Source organism: Pseudomonas sp. C11, from assembly GCF_034683865.1.
Lineage (GTDB): Bacteria > Pseudomonadota > Gammaproteobacteria > Pseudomonadales > Pseudomonadaceae > Aquipseudomonas.
Genome location: NZ_JAWIIP010000004.1, coordinates 197,087 through 211,512 on the forward strand (window position 1 = coordinate 197,087; position 14,426 = coordinate 211,512).

Here is a 14,426-nt window from a genome sequence, read left to right on the forward strand (position 1 = left end):
GCTCACACCTCGTTGAGTTGGCGCGGGTTACGGCCGATGGGATGCGGCTGGTTGCGCGCGCGCGCCAGCTCGATCTGCTTCTGCCGCTCACGGGCACCTTCGCGGGTCTTCTCCGGCAGCGAGTCCCAGCAATGCGGGCAGCTCACGCCGGGGCTGTAGAACTCGGACTGACGATCTTCCACGGAAATCGGGTTACGGCAGGCATGACACTGATCGTAGTCGCCTTCGGAGAGGTCATGGCGCACGGTCACGCGGTTGTCGAAGACGAAACAGTCGCCCTGCCACTTGGTCTGTTCCTGCGGCACTTCCTCGAGGTATTTGAGGATGCCGCCCTTGAGGTGATAGACCTCCTCGAAACCCTCGCCCAGCATGTAGCTCGATGCCTTCTCGCAGCGGATACCGCCGGTGCAGAACATCGCCACCTTCTTGTGCTTGCTCGGGTCGAAGTGGGCCTTGATGTACTCGGGGAACTCGCGGAACGACTTGGTCTTGGGATCGATGGCGCCCTCGAAGGTGCCGATGGCCACTTCGTAGTCGTTGCGCGTATCGATCAGCAGCACTTCGGGATCGCTGATCAGCGCGTTCCAGTCCTGCGGCTCGACATAGGTGCCGACGCGCTGGTTGGGATCGACGCCCGGCACGCCGAGGGTGACGATTTCCTTCTTCAGCTTGACCTTGGTGCGATAGAACGGCTGCTCGTCGCAGTAGGATTCCTTGTGGTCGATATCGGCCAGGCGCACGTCCTGACGGAACCAGGCGAGCAGCGCATCGATGCCGGCGCGGGTGCCGGACACGGTGCCATTGATGCCTTCTTCGGCGAGCAGCAGGGTGCCTTTGATGCCGTTATTGATGAGGGCTTGCAGCAGGGGCTCACGCAGCGCCTGGTAGTCCGGCAGGGAGACGAACTTGTACAGCGCCGCGACGACGATCTTGTCAGTCATGAAGATTCTCTCAGTGGTCGCCCACGTAAAGGGCGGACTGTTGGGGGCATGAAAAACGCCGGCTCAGCAGGCCGGCGCGGGGCGATTGTAGCAAAGCGGCCAATCGCCGGGGGTGAGTTGGCGACAAGGCGCGACAGCCTGTCGCGTCGCTTGAATGCATTCCGGAGCTGGGCATCCAATCGCTCCGGATTGCATACGCGCTACATCAATGGCCGCCGCGACAGGTCGGCGAGTCGGGTGCCACACCCTGCGCCGCCCACTCCTCTGGCGTGTAGGTGTGCAGCGCCAGGGCATGGATCTGCCCCATCAGCTCACCCACGGTGGCATAGACCTTCTGGTGCCGCTTGACCGCATTCAGGCCGGCGAACACCGGGCTGACGATCACCGCCTTGTAGTGAGTCTCCAGGCCACGGCTGTGCATGTGGCTCTCGTCCAACACCTGCAGGTGTTCAGGTTGCAGGGCGCTCAGGGACTGTTCGATCAGGGCTTGCTTGGACATCCGTCACTCCGCGGATTGCTTGATACCGAGTTCTTTGCTCATGTCCGCCAGCAGCTTGTTGACCTCGGGCACCGCCGTTTCCAGCTTGCCCTGGGTGATCTGCGCGGACTGCGCCGTGAGCATCGGCATCTTCTGCAGCACTTTCTGACCCAGCGGCGACTGGTAGAAGGCGATCAGATCCTTGAGCTCCTGCTCACTGAAGTTGCTGGTGTATAGCTTGACCATGTCCGGCTTCAGCTTGTCCCAGCCGACGGCCTTGTCCAGCGCGGCGTTGGCCTTGGCCTGGTAGCTCTCGAGCACCGCCTGCTTGCCATTCGGCGCCTGGGCAAAACGCTGGGCGAACATCTGCTGCACCTGGCCGTACACCGGTACGGTCAGCTTGTCGGCATGCGCCAGCTTGAGGAAGCGCTCAGCGTCAGCGGCATGGCTGGCTGCATCGGCCATGGCGAAGGAAGCGGACGTACCGAGCAGGATCGCGGCGCACAACTGGTGGAAACGGGGCATGGAGGATTCCGACTGTGATGAATGAGTCTGGGTAGACTGCGGTGGCGGCATTTTGTGCCCAATGCGGCTTTCTCTCAAGCGATGTGCGCCAGCGCACAGGTTCTGCGCCTACTGGCGCACTCCATTGATCGGTTGCCAAACTGCCAGCACTTGCCCATGCTGAGCAGCCATCGGCATGCTGTGCGACATTGCGCCGCGAACTCGCAACAGACTCCGATACCGGAGCGACTCGCCGACCGGCACACACATGGACGTGCTCGATGAACAGTTTCACCTCTCCCCTCGCCTTCACGCCGCAGCCGCTGTGCGACAGCAAGGGTCGACTGCTGCCCGAAGCCATTGGTCTGTCGCCTCGCCCGCAGATCGACTGCGCCCTGCATGGTCATGCCGGGCGGCGCAAACGCTGGAACCACTGGTGCATCACCAGCCCACAATGGATGCTCTCGCTGACCCTCGCCGACCTCGACTACGTCGGTTATGGCGCCGCCTACTTTCTCGATCTGGAAAGCGGCGAGGCGATGGCGCACACGCAGGTACGCCCGTTCGGGATGGGTTGCAGCCTGCCGGACAGCCCACTCGACAGCCATGCGTTCCTGCATCCGCGCCTGCAACTGCGCATCGACGAACACCCTGGCCGTCTGCGCCTGACCGCTGCCGCACCGGACATCGGCGGCCAGCCCTTGCAGGTGGCGCTGGACATTCAGCGCCCGGTTCATCTGGACTCGCTCAATCTAGTAGCACCGCTCGCCCATGGAGGCTTCCACGCCTGCAGCCGGCAGGTTGGGCTACCGGCCGTCGGCAGCGTGCAACTGGGGCTGCGCCGCTACGACTGCACGCCGGGGCAGAGCTTCGCCGCGCTCGACTTCGGCCGTGGCGTCTGGCCATTTCACAGCCACTGGCAACGCGCCGTATTCGCCGCGCCTGGCGGTATCGCCGGCAATTTTGGTTCCGGCTGGCTGGAATACAGCGGCCTGTCGGAAAACACCCTGTGGTTTGGTGGCAGCCTATCGCCGCTGGCCAGCCCGCTGCATATCGAACAATCGGCACTCACCGGCCTCGCACCCTGGCACCTGCACAGCGAGGATGAACGAGTGGCGCTCACCTTCACGCCGCGCCAGTTGCATCGCGCGCATCCCAAGTTCGGCCCCTTCCATGCCGATACCCGGCAGTGGTTCGGTCACTACTCGGGCGTGCTCAAAGGCCCCGAAGGCGAACGCGTGCCGGTGGACGGTGCGCTGGGCTGGCTGGGTGAGACGCACGCGCGCTGGTAATCGCCGCGATAGAGAAGTTGCGGAACCAGTCCAGCGTGGAGCGACCTAAACTGCCAGCCATCCTGCCATTGCCTGGAGAACGCCATGAGCCGCACCGAGACCGACAGCATCGGCCCCATCGAAGTCCCGAATGACGCCTACTGGGGCGCGCAGACCCAGCGCTCGCTGATCAACTTCGCCATCGGTACCGAGCGCATGCCGCTGGCGGTGCTGCATGCCCTGGCGCTGATCAAGAAGGCTGCTGCGCGGGTCAATAGCCGCAGCGGCGAGCTGCCGGCGGACGTCGCCCGCCTGATCGAACAGGCCGCCGACGAGGTGCTCGATGGCCAGCATGACAGCCAGTTCCCCCTGGTGGTCTGGCAGACCGGCAGCGGCACGCAGAGCAACATGAACGTCAACGAGGTGATCGCCGGGCGTGCCAACGAGCTGGCCGGCGGCCAGCGCGGCGGCAAGAGCCCGGTGCACCCCAACGACCACGTCAACCGCGCGCAAAGCTCCAACGACTGCTTCCCCACCGCCATGCACATCGCCGCCGCGCAGGCCGTCAAGCACTGCCTGCTGCCGGCCCTGGCCGAGCTGCGCGATGGCCTGCAGGAGCAGGCGCAGCGCCATGCCAATCTGGTCAAGACCGGCCGCACGCACATGATGGACGCTACCCCCATCACCTTCGGTCAGGAGCTATCCGCCTTCGTCGCCCAGCTCGGCCATGCCGAGGCGGCGATTCGCGCCGCCCTGCCCGCTGTCTGCGAGCTGGCCCAGGGCGGTACGGCCGTCGGCACCGGCCTCAACGCCCCAGCCGGCTTTGCCGAAGCCATCGCCGCCGAGCTGGCCGCCCTCACCGGCCTGCCCTTGACCAGCGCGCCGAACAAGTTCGCCGCACTGTCTGGCCATGAGCCGCTGGTGCAACTTTCCGGCGCGCTGAAGACCCTGGCCGTGGCGCTGATGAAGCTGGCCAACGACCTGCGCCTGCTCGGCTCCGGCCCACGCGCCGGCTTCGCCGAAGTGCGCCTGCCGGCCAACGAGCCAGGCAGCTCGATCATGCCCGGCAAGGTCAACCCGACCCAGTGCGAAGCGCTGTCGATGCTCGCCTGCCAGGTGCTCGGCAACGACGCGACCATCAGCTTCGCCGCCAGCCAGGGTCACTTGCAGCTCAACGTGTTCAAGCCGGTGATCATCCATAACCTGCTGCAATCGATCCGCCTGCTGGGCGACGGCTGCCGCAACTTCCAGCAGCACTGCATCGCCGATCTGCAACCGGATGCCAGGCAAATGGCCGCGCATCTGGAGAACGGCCTGATGCTGGTCACCGCACTCAACCCGCACATCGGCTACGACAAGGCCGCCGAAATCGCCAAGAAGGCCTATGCCGAAGGCAGCACCCTGCGCCAGGCAGCGCTGCAGCTTGGCTACCTGACCGAAGAGGAATTCGACCAATGGGTACGACCGCAAGACATGCTCGGAAGCGGGCGGCATGACTGAGGGCAAGAGCGGCGCCACGCCGCTGGAAGGCGACGGCAAGCGCATCCTGCTGGTGCTCGGCACGCCGAAAAAGGACAGCCTCTGCCACGCCCTGGCCGACGCCTACAGCCATGGGGCCCGCGACAAGGGCCATGTGGTACGCCAACTGAAGCTGGGGGAGCTGCAGTTCGATCCGGTGCTGCGCGACGGCTACGACCAGAGCCAGAACCTGGAGCCGGATCTGCTCGAAGCGCAGCGCCTGATTCACTGGGCCGAACATCTGGTGTTCGTCTATCCGGTCTGGTGGGGCGGCGTGCCGGCGCTGCTCAAGGGCTTCTTCGACCGCGTTTTCCTGCCGGGCTTCGCCTTCAAGTACCGCGGCCGCTCGCAACTCTGGGACAAGCTGCTCAGCGGCCGCAGCGCCGACCTTCTGGTGACCCTGGATACCCCGCTTTGGTACTTCCGTTGGATCTATGGCGCGCCGGCCCATCGGCAGATGGTGCGCACCATTCTCGGCTTCTGCGGGATTCGCACACGCCGCCTGAGCGAATTCGCCCCCGTGCGCCCCTCCAGCGAGGAGCAACGTCAGGCCTGGCTACGCAAGGCAGAGAAACTGGGCAGCAGCGTCTAGCAGGCCGTTGAAAAACGTAGGCGAGGCAGGCAAGACAATACCAATGGCGGCCCCGCAAAAACGACCGAAAAACGCTCGGAGTCGCGCTCGACTTTACGTGTTGTAAATGAGCATTTTGAGGGCGTTTTTAACGCAGTATTGCCAACGCAGGTAGTTTTCAGCGGCCTGCCTGCTCACGTCGACTCGCATAGCACACGCCTGGCCCGGCGAGCCCTCAGGCTCGCCAACAGCGAAGGCCCCAGCGCCGTCAGCGCCGAGCCCAGTACCACCAGCAGCGCGCCACCGTAGGCGATCCAGTTGACCTGCTCGGGCTGCACGTGATCCGGCCACCAACTCGCCGCCAGAGCCACCGATACGAAGGTCACCAACGGCGTCAAGGCCAGGGTCGCACTGACCCGCGACGCCTCCCAGTGCGCCAGCGCCTCGGCAAAGGCGCCATAGGCCACCAGGGTATTGAGGCAGCAGGCCAGCAGCAGCCAGCCCTGTATCGGGCTCAGTTGCTGGGCCTGCAACGGCTGCGCCCAGGGTGTCAGCAGCAGCGCGCAGGCGAGGTAGATCACCATCATCACCTGCACCGAATTCCACGCGGTCAGCAGTTGCTTCTGCGCCAGCCCGTAGAACGTCCAGACGAAGGCCGCCGCCAGCACGGTCAGCACCCCAGCCGTATAGGCGGTCAGCGAGGTGAGCAACTCGTCCAGACGCTGATTGAAGAACAAGGCGAACCCCACCAGCATCACGGCCAAACCCAGCCCCTGGCCGACGCTGAAGCGCTCGCGGAACACCCACACGCTGCTGATCAACAACAGAATGGGCGCGACCTGGATGACCAACTGCGTGGTACCCGGGCTGAGCAGGTTGAGCCCCATCAGGTAGAGCACGTAATTGGCGGTCAGTCCGCCGATGGCCAAGGCCAGCAACCAGCGGCCCTTGCTGCCGAGCAAGCTGAAACGCGGCAGACGACGGGAGGCAGCGAGATAGGCCAGCAGCAGTGAGCCTGCGACGGCTAGGCGATACCAGGTGACGGTGATTGGGTCCATCACCTGCAGGACTTCTTTCAACTTGATCGGCAGGATGCCCCACAGCAGCGAGGTGGTCAGGGCAAGCGACAGGCCGTAGAGCCAACGGCCAGAGGAGATGTGCATGGAGACCTCGAACAGACGGTCGAGCCTGATGCCGCGACCGCAAGGCACCATTCTAGGGCACGCATGGAGGCCGACACAGTAACAGTTGCCCCTGGCACTCGATCTAAACTGTACCGCTCACCGCGTCACGACTGCCATTTTGCCGGCGTCATTTTTCAGAAAAACCAGTAAAAACAGGCGTTTGAGGGCCATTTTCAACCGTCTGTCGTCTCGCCTGGCAGGCGTAGCGCCGCCCAGTAGACTCAAATCAACACACCTTCCTATAGCGTGGTGCTCATCATGATCGGCCAACGCAGCGTCGACCCGCAGCCAGGCACCTATTACCGCAGCTCTCGCGTCAGCTCGGTCAACGGTCAGTATTTCTTCTCGACCCGCGAAGGCACGCTGGAAGGCCCCTACCGCTCCCGCTACGAAGCGGAGCGCAGCATCGCCACCTACATCGAGCGCGTCTGCATGTCCGAGCGGCTGCTCAAGCACAGCAACGAGCACATCGACAGCCTGTACCGGAGCGCTCGGAGCAAACCGGAGCTAAGCGACTGAGGCTCTCGTCTCACAGATGCGCCAGCGGCGCGTCGTCACCCCGATGTACCGCCAGGTAAGGCAGCACCGCTTCGAGCAGCGGCTCCTTGAAGGCGTCCTGGAATCGATGCGCCAGCCCCGGAATCAACTTCAACTGCGAGCCCCGGATATGAGCGGCCACGTGCACACCGTGCATCACCGGCAGCAAGGGATCGGCCGTACCGTGCACGACCAGGGTCGGCACCTGCAGGCGGTTGAGCAGATCCACCCGGCTCGGCTCGGCAAGAATCGCCAATAACTGGCGCTGCACACCTTCCGGATTGAACGCCCGGTCATAGGCCACCTGCGCCTGCGCCAGCAGTGCCTGGCGATCATCCCGCACCTCCGGGCTACCCAGCGCCGCCAGCAGATCTGCCTGCTGCTCCAGCGCCTGCTCGCGGCTACTGGCCTCGCGCCGCGCCAGCAGTTGCAACAAGGCATCGCTCGGGGCTGGCAACCCCTGCGCGCCGGAGCTGGTCATCACCAGCGTCAGGCTGAGCACACGCTGCGGCGCCATATCGGCCAGGTGCTGGGCGATCATGCCGCCCATGCTCGCGCCCAGTACGTGAAAGTCGCCGATGCCCAACGCGTCCATCAGACCCAGCGCATCGCCGGCCATATCACGCAGGTGATAAGGCGCGCCCAGCGACAAGCCCAGGCGATAACGCACCACTTCGTAGCCCAGATTGATGCTCGGCACCGGCTTGCGCCAACTGCTCAGGCCCACGTCGCGATTGTCGAAGCGAATCACGCGAAAGCCCTGCTGGCACAGGCGCTCGACCACCTCGTCCGGCCAGTGAATCAATTGACCGCCCAGGCCCATGATCAGCAGCAGCGCCGGATCCCCCGCACTGCCGACGCTCTGGTAAGCCAGGCGCACGTCGCCGACATCCGCGTAACGGGTCGGCTCGGACAGGCCGCAACGATTGGCCGCAAAGGACGGCAGGCCGCACAGCAGCGCGGCGATGAAAATGAATGCACGCATGAAAAACACCAGAAACGCAGAACCCCACTGAAACGCGATTCTGGTGAAAGTCGTTCGATGGCGCTGCCACACACGCATGACAGTTTGATGAAGGAGGACGAGCGGTCACTGTCGCGGTGACGAGAGGTCGGCGGCAGAACATCTCGCCGCCTCTCGATAACGGAAGATCAGGCCAGTTCGGCACGCAACTGCCGGGCGGCGGCCACCATGTTCACCAGCGCGGCCTCGGTCTCCGGCCAGGCGCGGGTCTTCAGCCCACAATCAGGGTTGACCCACAGGCGCTGCACGGGAATGCACCGCGCCGCCTCGCGCAGCAAGGCTGCCATCTCCGCCGTGTCGGGCATGCGCGGCGAGTGGATGTCATACACGCCAGGGCCGATCTCGTTGGGATAGGCGAAGCGCTCGAACGCCTGCAACAGCGCCATGTCCGAACGCGAGGTCTCGATGGTGATGACATCGGCGTCCATCGCCGCGATCGACTCGATCACGTCGTTGAACTCGCTGTAGCACATGTGGGTGTGAATCTGCGTTTCGTCGCGCACGCCGCTGGCGGCCAGGCGAAAGGCCTCGGTGGCCCAGTCCAGATAGCCCTGCCAGGCGCTCTGGCGCAGGGGCAGGCCCTCACGGAATGCTGCCTCGTCGATCTGGATGATCCGGATACCAGCGGCTTCGAGATCCACCACTTCATCGCGAATCGCCAGGGCCAACTGGCGCGCCTGCACCTCGCGGGGCAAGTCCTCGCGCGGAAACGACCACATCAGCATGGTCACCGGGCCGGTCAGCATGCCCTTGACCACCTTGTCGGTCAGGCTCTGGGCGTAGCGGATCCACTCCACGGTCATCGCCTGCGGGCGACTCAGATCGCCAACGATCACCGCTGGTTTGACGCAGCGTGAACCGTAACTCTGCACCCAGCCGAAACGCGTGAAGGCATAACCGTCGAGCTGCTCGGCGAAGTACTCGACCATGTCGTTACGCTCGGCCTCGCCATGCACCAGCACATCCAGCCCGAGGCGCTCTTGAATCTCCACGGCATGGCGGATCTCGCCCTTCATGGCCTCGTTGTAATCGGCAGTGCTCAGCCTGCCCTGCCTGAAAGCCTGCCGCGCCTGGCGGATCGCCGAGGTCTGCGGGAAGGAACCGATGGTGGTGGTCGGCAAGAGCGGCAACTTCAGACGCTCGCGCTGCCGCTCGATACGCGTGGCGAACGGCGACTGACGCTGCGCCTGCTGCGGACGAATCGCCGCCAAGCGCGCCTGCACCTCGGGCTTGTGGATGCGCGAAGACGCGGCCCGCGCCGCCTGGATCGCACGGCTCTGCGCCAGCGCCGCCTGCACCTCGGCCGATTCGGGCGCTGCCAACGCGCGCGTCAGCAGCGCCACCTCCTCGCACTTCTGCACGGCAAAGGCCAGCCAGCTTTTCAGCTCAGCATCGAGCTGATCTTCGCCAGCCACATCCACCGGGCTGTGCAGCAGCGAGCAGGACGGCGCCACCCATAGCCGCTCGCCCAGGCGCTCGTGGGCATGCCGCAGCACGCCGAGCACCTTCTCCAGATCGCAGCGCCAGACGTTGCGGCCGTTGACCACGCCCAACGACAACACTTTATAGGCAGGCAGACGGTCGAGGATGGTCGGGTACTGCTCGGGCGCGCGCACCAGGTCGATATGCAGGCCATCGACCGGCAGGTTGGCGGCCAGGCCGAGGTTGTCCTGCAGCCCGCCAAAATAGGTGGCGATCAGCTTCTTGCAGGGCTCACGCTGGATCAGGTTGTAGGCACGCTCGAAGGCGTTCTTCCAGCCCTGCGGCAAATCCAGCACCAGAATCGGCTCGTCGATCTGCACCCACTCCACGCCCTGCTCCGCCAGGCGCCGGAATATCTCGCCATACACCGGCAGCAGGCGTTCGAGCAGCTCCAGCTTGTCGAAGTCACCGCCCTTGACCTTGCCCAGCCACAGATAAGTCAGCGGGCCGATCACAACCGGCTTCACCCGATGCCCCAGAGCGTGCGCCTGCTCCACTTCCTCGAACAGTTGCTCCCAGCTCAGGGCGAACGCTTGATCAGCCGAGAACTCCGGCACCAGATAGTGATAGTTGGTATCGAACCACTTGGTCAGCTCCTGCGCGACCAAGGGCTGATCATGCGCCCCGCCACAGCAGGCACTCGCACTTCTGCCGGCGCCACGCGCCATGGCAAACAGGGTCTCCAAGGTCGGCTTGCCCGAGGCCGGACGAAAACGCTCAGGGATCACGCCAAACGTCAGGGAATGAGTCAGCACCTGGTCGTACCAGGCAAAATCGCCGACCGGCAGCAGGTCGATACCGGCCTCTTTCTGCACCTGCCAATGCTCGGCACGCAGGCGCTCACCGACAGCGCGCAACCCGGCTTCATCCAGTTCGCCCTGCCAGTAGGCTTCTAGGGCTTTCTTCAGTTCGCGGTCACGACCGATACGGGGAAAACCGAGGGAATGAGACAGGGACATGGCTTGGCGCTCCAGAATGAATCGAGATGGCGTCATTCTCCGCAGGGCGTTTGATTGAGACAAACTCAAGATTTTCGTCTTGATATACAAATTTACTCATGTAGGCTGTATGAACAGCCTTCATCCAAACAAGCGAAGCGGATGAATCAAACCTGAACGAGACCGACATGCTTGAGCTACGCCACCTGAAGACCCTGCACGCCCTGCGCGAAACCGACAGCCTGGTCGAAGCCGCCGACCGCCTGCACCTCACCCAGTCCGCCCTCTCCCACCAGTTCAAGGAACTGGAAGAGCGCCTGGGGCTGCAGCTCTTCGTGCGCAAGACCAAGCCGGTGCGCTTCACCAGCGCCGGCCTGCGCCTGCTGCAACTGGCCGACGCCGTGCTGCCTCTGCTACGCGGCACCGAGCGCGACCTGGCGCGCCTGGCTGGCGGTACCGCCGGCCGGCTGCACATGGCCATCGAGTGCCATAGCTGCTTCCAGTGGCTGATGCCGACCATCGACCAGTTCCGCGACGCCTGGCCGGAAGTCGAGCTGGATCTGGCCTCCGGCTTCTCCTTCGCCCCGCTGCCCGCGCTGGCACGCGGCGACCTCGACCTGGTGGTGACCTCCGACCCCATCGAACTGGCCGGCATCACCTACGTGCCACTGTTTACCTACGAAGCCATGCTCGCCGTGGCTAACCAGCACCGCCTGGCGCACAAGGCCTTTATCCAGCCGCAGGATCTGGCCACGGAAACCCTGATCACCTACCCCGTCGAACGCGACCGCCTGGACATCTTCACCCGCTTTCTGGAGCCCGCCGACATCGAGCCCGCCCAGGTACGCACCTCGGAACTCACGGTAATGATGATGCAACTGGTGGCCAGCGGCCGCGGCGTATGTGGCCTACCCAACTGGGCGCTGCACGAATACAGCTCGCGTGGCTATGTCAGCGCCAAGCGGCTCGGGGAAAAGGGTCTGTACGCCACGCTCTATGCCGGCATCCGCAGCGACATGCTCGACGCGCCTTTCATGCGCGACTTTTTGCTCACCGCCAAGGACACCTCATTCGCCAGCCTCGAAGGCGTCAGCGTCGCCCGCTGAACAAAAGCCTTCCGCCAGACACACAAAAGCCCTCGCAAAGAGGGCTTTTGTGTGTCTGGCATACCGGCAGGCAGGCCAGGTGAATTAGTACCGAGCTAACGAAGTGCATGGGGTCGGCATCCTGCCTGTTGGCCACTTTGTTAGCTCGGTGACCGGAGAGTATTGCATCGTATGTCCATGTGCCAAGCCTAAATTTTCCGGATTGTGGGATGGCTGGTGAAGGCGGAGTACCACGTCGAGACAACGAGGGGCATAGAGGTTTGAACCAGTTTTTACAGGTGCCTATTGATGCCCTTCCCTGCACAACGCTAGGAAAATCAGGGCTTTCGCCTCATGCCTTCTGCCCATTGCGGCACTCTGTCGCCCGTTGATTTCGACACTTTTTCGACACACCAACTAGACATCCTAAAGGGCGATGGGTAGCGTCTAGCCATCACTCAAGGTTAGGTGTACTTATGCCAAAAAAATCACCACCCACTTCAGAAATTACACCCAAACGAAAACTTCCAAACTGGATAACAGACCACTTCGAAGAGTCACTTAACTCACACGATCAGCTGATGCAAATAATACATATCAGCGAACGTGGAATTGGCGTGCTTCGTGGGATTCCTCAAATAGTAAAGGTTCTAGCCGATAACAAGACAACAGACTCATCAGCAGCGAAAGAGCGCCTCGAACGAGCAGAGAAAGAAGCTGCACTAGCAGTTACAGAAATAGAGAAAGACTTCCCTGTCCTTCATGGACTTGCAGTTGTTGCTCTCTGGAGCTGGCTTGAGCACTTTATCAAAGGCCTCGTAGCTCTTTGGATCCTAAACAAACGAGACGCAAAAAATGTTCCTGCCGCACAAAAGCTACGAGTCAAACTAGGTGACTACCTTCAGTTACAAAAGTCAGAGCAAGCACAATTTCTTGTAGAGCTTTTAGAGCAAGAACTAGCAGCTCCATTAAAGCGTGGCACAAAGCGATTTGAGTCCTTACTCGAACCATTCGGTATTTCTAGCGCACTGCCAGAAGGCTGCGCCAAACAACTATTTGAATTACAGCAAATTCGCAATGCAATTGCACATCGAAACGGCCGCGCAGACCGTAGACTAAGATCTGAATGCCCCTGGCTTAAGCTCAAACAAAATCAACAAATTCAAGTTTCCAGAAAAATGCTGCATGGATATTCAGAGGCATCAGTACAGCTACTAATTGCAATCCTGTATAGCATTGGCGACTTATATAAAATTGATTTACGAGCACAAACAGCAGAAAGAAGAGCGACCGAAACAAACAACGGTGAAGCCGCTGAAAATTACCCCACCTAAAACCAAGTCAAACAGTCTCAGCAAAAGGGGGCAGATTTATTTATCACACCCTTATAATCAGAAACCAATCCATCGATTCCTGATCACTGCCGTTCCTGACAACTGGTGCCGCCCAGACTACTCCAGCAACCCAATAAAAAATAAACCTGTCATCATTTAATTCTATTCTTTAGCCAGTCGCTTTAACCAAGCAAGAACGCTTGCTCTTGGCTGCACACCACCGACGCGACAAATTAAGCGCCCCTGCCAAAATACTGGCAACAGCCATAGTGCACGCCAGGATTTCGTCAAACGCACCCTACTGTCTATATACCCTCGACAATCTATCCAAAAACAGAGACTTATTGCCCTTCAATTTCCCGAATGACTGCCGATAACAAAGCACTGCCCGTCAGATATTTGCTTTGCGCCCAACACCCATGAGATGGATCTTTCTATGAAAATAAAAACCAAGCTGGTACTGGCCTTCGTGCTGGTGGCTTTTATCCCGGTAAGCCTGGTTGGCCTGATCTCGGTGATGAATACGCGTTCCGAGGCGATGGACAATTTCATCGACAGCAGCACGCGTGAAATCCGCCAGATCGATGGCAGCATGCGCCAATTCTTCGATGCCACCGTGCAGAACGTCGAGCAGATGGCCAAGGATGAGACCTACACGTCCATCACCACCCTCAAGAACTACACCGCAGCCGACGCTGCCAGTCAGCCGATGCCGGCCAGCACCAGCGCCATCATCGATGCCTTGGCGCGCTATGGCACCAGCCACCCTACTGCTGCCATCCTCTCCATCGGACTGGAAGACGGCACTTACGCGAAGTGGCCAGACGATCCTCAACTGGCCAACTACGATCCACGCGCACGCCCCTGGTACAAGGCCGCCATAGCCACGCCCGGCAAAGCGGTGCGCACACCGGCTTACTACTACGAAAAAGACGACCTGGCGCTGGTCGGCGTAGCTAGAACCATGGCAGACGCCAGCGGCAAGCCCAAGGGCGTGTTCGTCGTCAGTGTCTCGCTGAAGAACCTCACGGAGCTGGTCAAGACCATCAAGCTCGGCAACAGCGGTTACGTCATGCTGGTGGAGAACGGCATCGTGCTGGTTGACCCGCGCAACGCCGATCACGGCTTCAAGCCACTCAAGGAGCTCGGCGCTGCGTACGCCCAGCTCGCCTCCACCGAACAGGGCTCGGCTGAGGTCGAGATCGACGGCGTGAAGTACATGGCCAACGTATGGACATCGCCGGAACTGGGCTGGCGCTTCATCGGCCTGATCGAGCGCAGCGAGGTAATGGCTTCGGCGACTCGCATGACTATGCTGACCACGGTCATCGTTGTGTTGCTGGCCGTGCTGTTCGCCGGCGTGGCAATGGCCTTCTCGCGGGTCATCGTCAAACCGATCAGCCAGGTCACCACCGGCCTGCAGCAGATCGCTCAGGGCGAAGGCGACCTGCGCCGCGACCTGGTGATCCAGGGCCGCGACGAAACGGCCGAACTGGCCGGCTGGTTCAACAAGTTCCTCGCCGCCATCCGCCAGTTGGTTCACAACATCGGCGCGGCAT

At 62.0% G+C, this 14,426-nt stretch carries 11 protein-coding genes and 2 pseudogenes; 7 read left to right on the forward strand and 6 right to left on the reverse strand.

Going from position 1 to position 14,426, the window contains the following annotated elements; genetic code table 11:
* Positions 1–2: 2 nt before the first annotated feature.
* The 3 genes from VC352_RS08860 to VC352_RS08870 all read right to left on the reverse strand — a co-directional run bounded on the left by VC352_RS08860 (position 3) and on the right by VC352_RS08870 (position 1,884).
* Positions 3–941 carry a rhodanese-related sulfurtransferase gene (locus tag VC352_RS08860; RefSeq protein WP_322979210.1) on the reverse strand — a complete coding sequence of 313 codons (939 nt, stop codon included), beginning with the start codon at positions 939–941 and terminating at the stop codon, positions 3–5.
* Positions 942–1,146: 205 nt separating this feature from the next.
* Positions 1,147–1,440, reverse strand: a complete 294-nt coding sequence (locus VC352_RS08865; RefSeq protein WP_322979211.1) for a BolA family protein — start codon at positions 1,438–1,440, stop codon at positions 1,147–1,149.
* A 3-nt stretch (positions 1,441–1,443) separates the two neighbouring features.
* Complete coding sequence (locus VC352_RS08870) at positions 1,444–1,884, reverse strand: DUF2059 domain-containing protein (RefSeq protein WP_416340129.1); 441 nt, start codon at positions 1,882–1,884, stop codon at positions 1,444–1,446.
* A gap of 320 nt (positions 1,885–2,204) precedes the next feature.
* On the opposite strand from VC352_RS08870, the gene VC352_RS08875 reads away from it, so the two are divergent.
* The 3 genes from VC352_RS08875 (at position 2,205) to VC352_RS08885 (ending at position 5,304) form a co-directional block, all read left to right on the forward strand.
* Positions 2,205–3,215 (forward strand): DUF2804 domain-containing protein, encoded by a 1,011-nt coding sequence (locus tag VC352_RS08875; protein WP_322979213.1) that lies wholly within the window; start codon positions 2,205–2,207, stop codon positions 3,213–3,215.
* Positions 3,216–3,299: 84 nt separating this feature from the next.
* Complete coding sequence (locus VC352_RS08880; protein ID WP_322979214.1) at positions 3,300–4,694, forward strand: class II fumarate hydratase; 1,395 nt, start codon at positions 3,300–3,302, stop codon at positions 4,692–4,694.
* Positions 4,687–5,304: an NAD(P)H-dependent oxidoreductase gene (locus VC352_RS08885; protein ID WP_322979215.1), complete on the forward strand. Its 618-nt coding sequence runs from the start codon at positions 4,687–4,689 to the stop codon at positions 5,302–5,304. The genes VC352_RS08880 and VC352_RS08885 overlap by 8 nt, the downstream gene beginning before the upstream one ends.
* Before the next feature lie 173 nt (positions 5,305–5,477).
* On the opposite strand, the gene VC352_RS08890 is transcribed toward VC352_RS08885, so the two are convergent.
* Complete coding sequence (locus tag VC352_RS08890; protein WP_322979216.1) at positions 5,478–6,446, reverse strand: DMT family transporter; 969 nt, start codon at positions 6,444–6,446, stop codon at positions 5,478–5,480.
* Between the two features lie 279 nt (positions 6,447–6,725).
* Here VC352_RS08890 and VC352_RS08895 point away from each other — a divergent pair.
* Positions 6,726–6,914: pseudogene (locus tag VC352_RS08895) on the forward strand (DUF6316 family protein); the annotation flags it as partial.
* An 82-nt stretch (positions 6,915–6,996) separates the two neighbouring features.
* Here the strand turns inward: VC352_RS08895 and VC352_RS08900 are convergent.
* Together VC352_RS08900 and metE are read right to left on the reverse strand one after the other, a co-directional pair.
* Positions 6,997–7,989, reverse strand: a complete 993-nt coding sequence (locus tag VC352_RS08900) for an alpha/beta hydrolase (protein WP_322979217.1) — start codon at positions 7,987–7,989, stop codon at positions 6,997–6,999.
* Between the two features lie 167 nt (positions 7,990–8,156).
* The gene (gene metE / locus VC352_RS08905; RefSeq protein ID WP_322979218.1) at positions 8,157–10,469 is read right to left on the reverse strand and encodes a 5-methyltetrahydropteroyltriglutamate--homocysteine S-methyltransferase; all 2,313 of its coding nucleotides are present in this window, start codon (positions 10,467–10,469) and stop codon (positions 8,157–8,159) included.
* A 167-nt stretch (positions 10,470–10,636) separates the two neighbouring features.
* Between metE and metR the strand changes: the two genes are divergently transcribed.
* The 3 genes and pseudogenes from metR to VC352_RS25380 form a co-directional block, all read left to right on the forward strand.
* Positions 10,637–11,554 carry a transcriptional regulator MetR gene (gene metR, locus VC352_RS08910; protein WP_322979219.1) on the forward strand — a complete coding sequence of 306 codons (918 nt, stop codon included), beginning with the start codon at positions 10,637–10,639 and terminating at the stop codon, positions 11,552–11,554.
* A gap of 455 nt (positions 11,555–12,009) precedes the next feature.
* On the forward strand, positions 12,010–12,867 hold the full coding sequence (locus VC352_RS08915) for a hypothetical protein (protein ID WP_322979220.1): 858 nt from the start codon (positions 12,010–12,012) through the stop codon (positions 12,865–12,867).
* 538 nt (positions 12,868–13,405) lie between these two features.
* Positions 13,406–14,389: pseudogene (locus VC352_RS25380) on the forward strand (cache domain-containing protein); the annotation flags it as partial.
* Between the last annotated feature and the right edge of the window lie 37 nt (positions 14,390–14,426).

What these genes read in the sequence shown, in the direction of transcription:
- metR (WP_322979219.1), top strand. Translation starts at nt 10,637, where the DNA reads ATGCTTGAGCTACGCCACCTGAAGACCCTGCACGCCCTGCGCGAAACC.
- VC352_RS08865 (WP_322979211.1), bottom strand. Translation starts at nt 1,440, where the DNA reads ATGTCCAAGCAAGCCCTGATCGAACAGTCCCTGAGCGCCCTGCAACCT.
- VC352_RS08860 (WP_322979210.1), bottom strand. Translation starts at nt 941, where the DNA reads ATGACTGACAAGATCGTCGTCGCGGCGCTGTACAAGTTCGTCTCCCTG.
- VC352_RS08900 (WP_322979217.1), bottom strand. Translation starts at nt 7,989, where the DNA reads ATGCGTGCATTCATTTTCATCGCCGCGCTGCTGTGCGGCCTGCCGTCC.
- VC352_RS08885 (WP_322979215.1), top strand. Translation starts at nt 4,687, where the DNA reads ATGACTGAGGGCAAGAGCGGCGCCACGCCGCTGGAAGGCGACGGCAAG.
- VC352_RS08875 (WP_322979213.1), top strand. Translation starts at nt 2,205, where the DNA reads ATGAACAGTTTCACCTCTCCCCTCGCCTTCACGCCGCAGCCGCTGTGC.
- VC352_RS08870 (WP_416340129.1), bottom strand. Translation starts at nt 1,884, where the DNA reads ATGGCCGATGCAGCCAGCCATGCCGCTGACGCTGAGCGCTTCCTCAAG.
- VC352_RS08890 (WP_322979216.1), bottom strand. Translation starts at nt 6,446, where the DNA reads ATGCACATCTCCTCTGGCCGTTGGCTCTACGGCCTGTCGCTTGCCCTG.
- metE (WP_322979218.1), bottom strand. Translation starts at nt 10,469, where the DNA reads ATGTCCCTGTCTCATTCCCTCGGTTTTCCCCGTATCGGTCGTGACCGC.
- VC352_RS08915 (WP_322979220.1), top strand. Translation starts at nt 12,010, where the DNA reads ATGCCAAAAAAATCACCACCCACTTCAGAAATTACACCCAAACGAAAA.
- VC352_RS08880 (WP_322979214.1), top strand. Translation starts at nt 3,300, where the DNA reads ATGAGCCGCACCGAGACCGACAGCATCGGCCCCATCGAAGTCCCGAAT.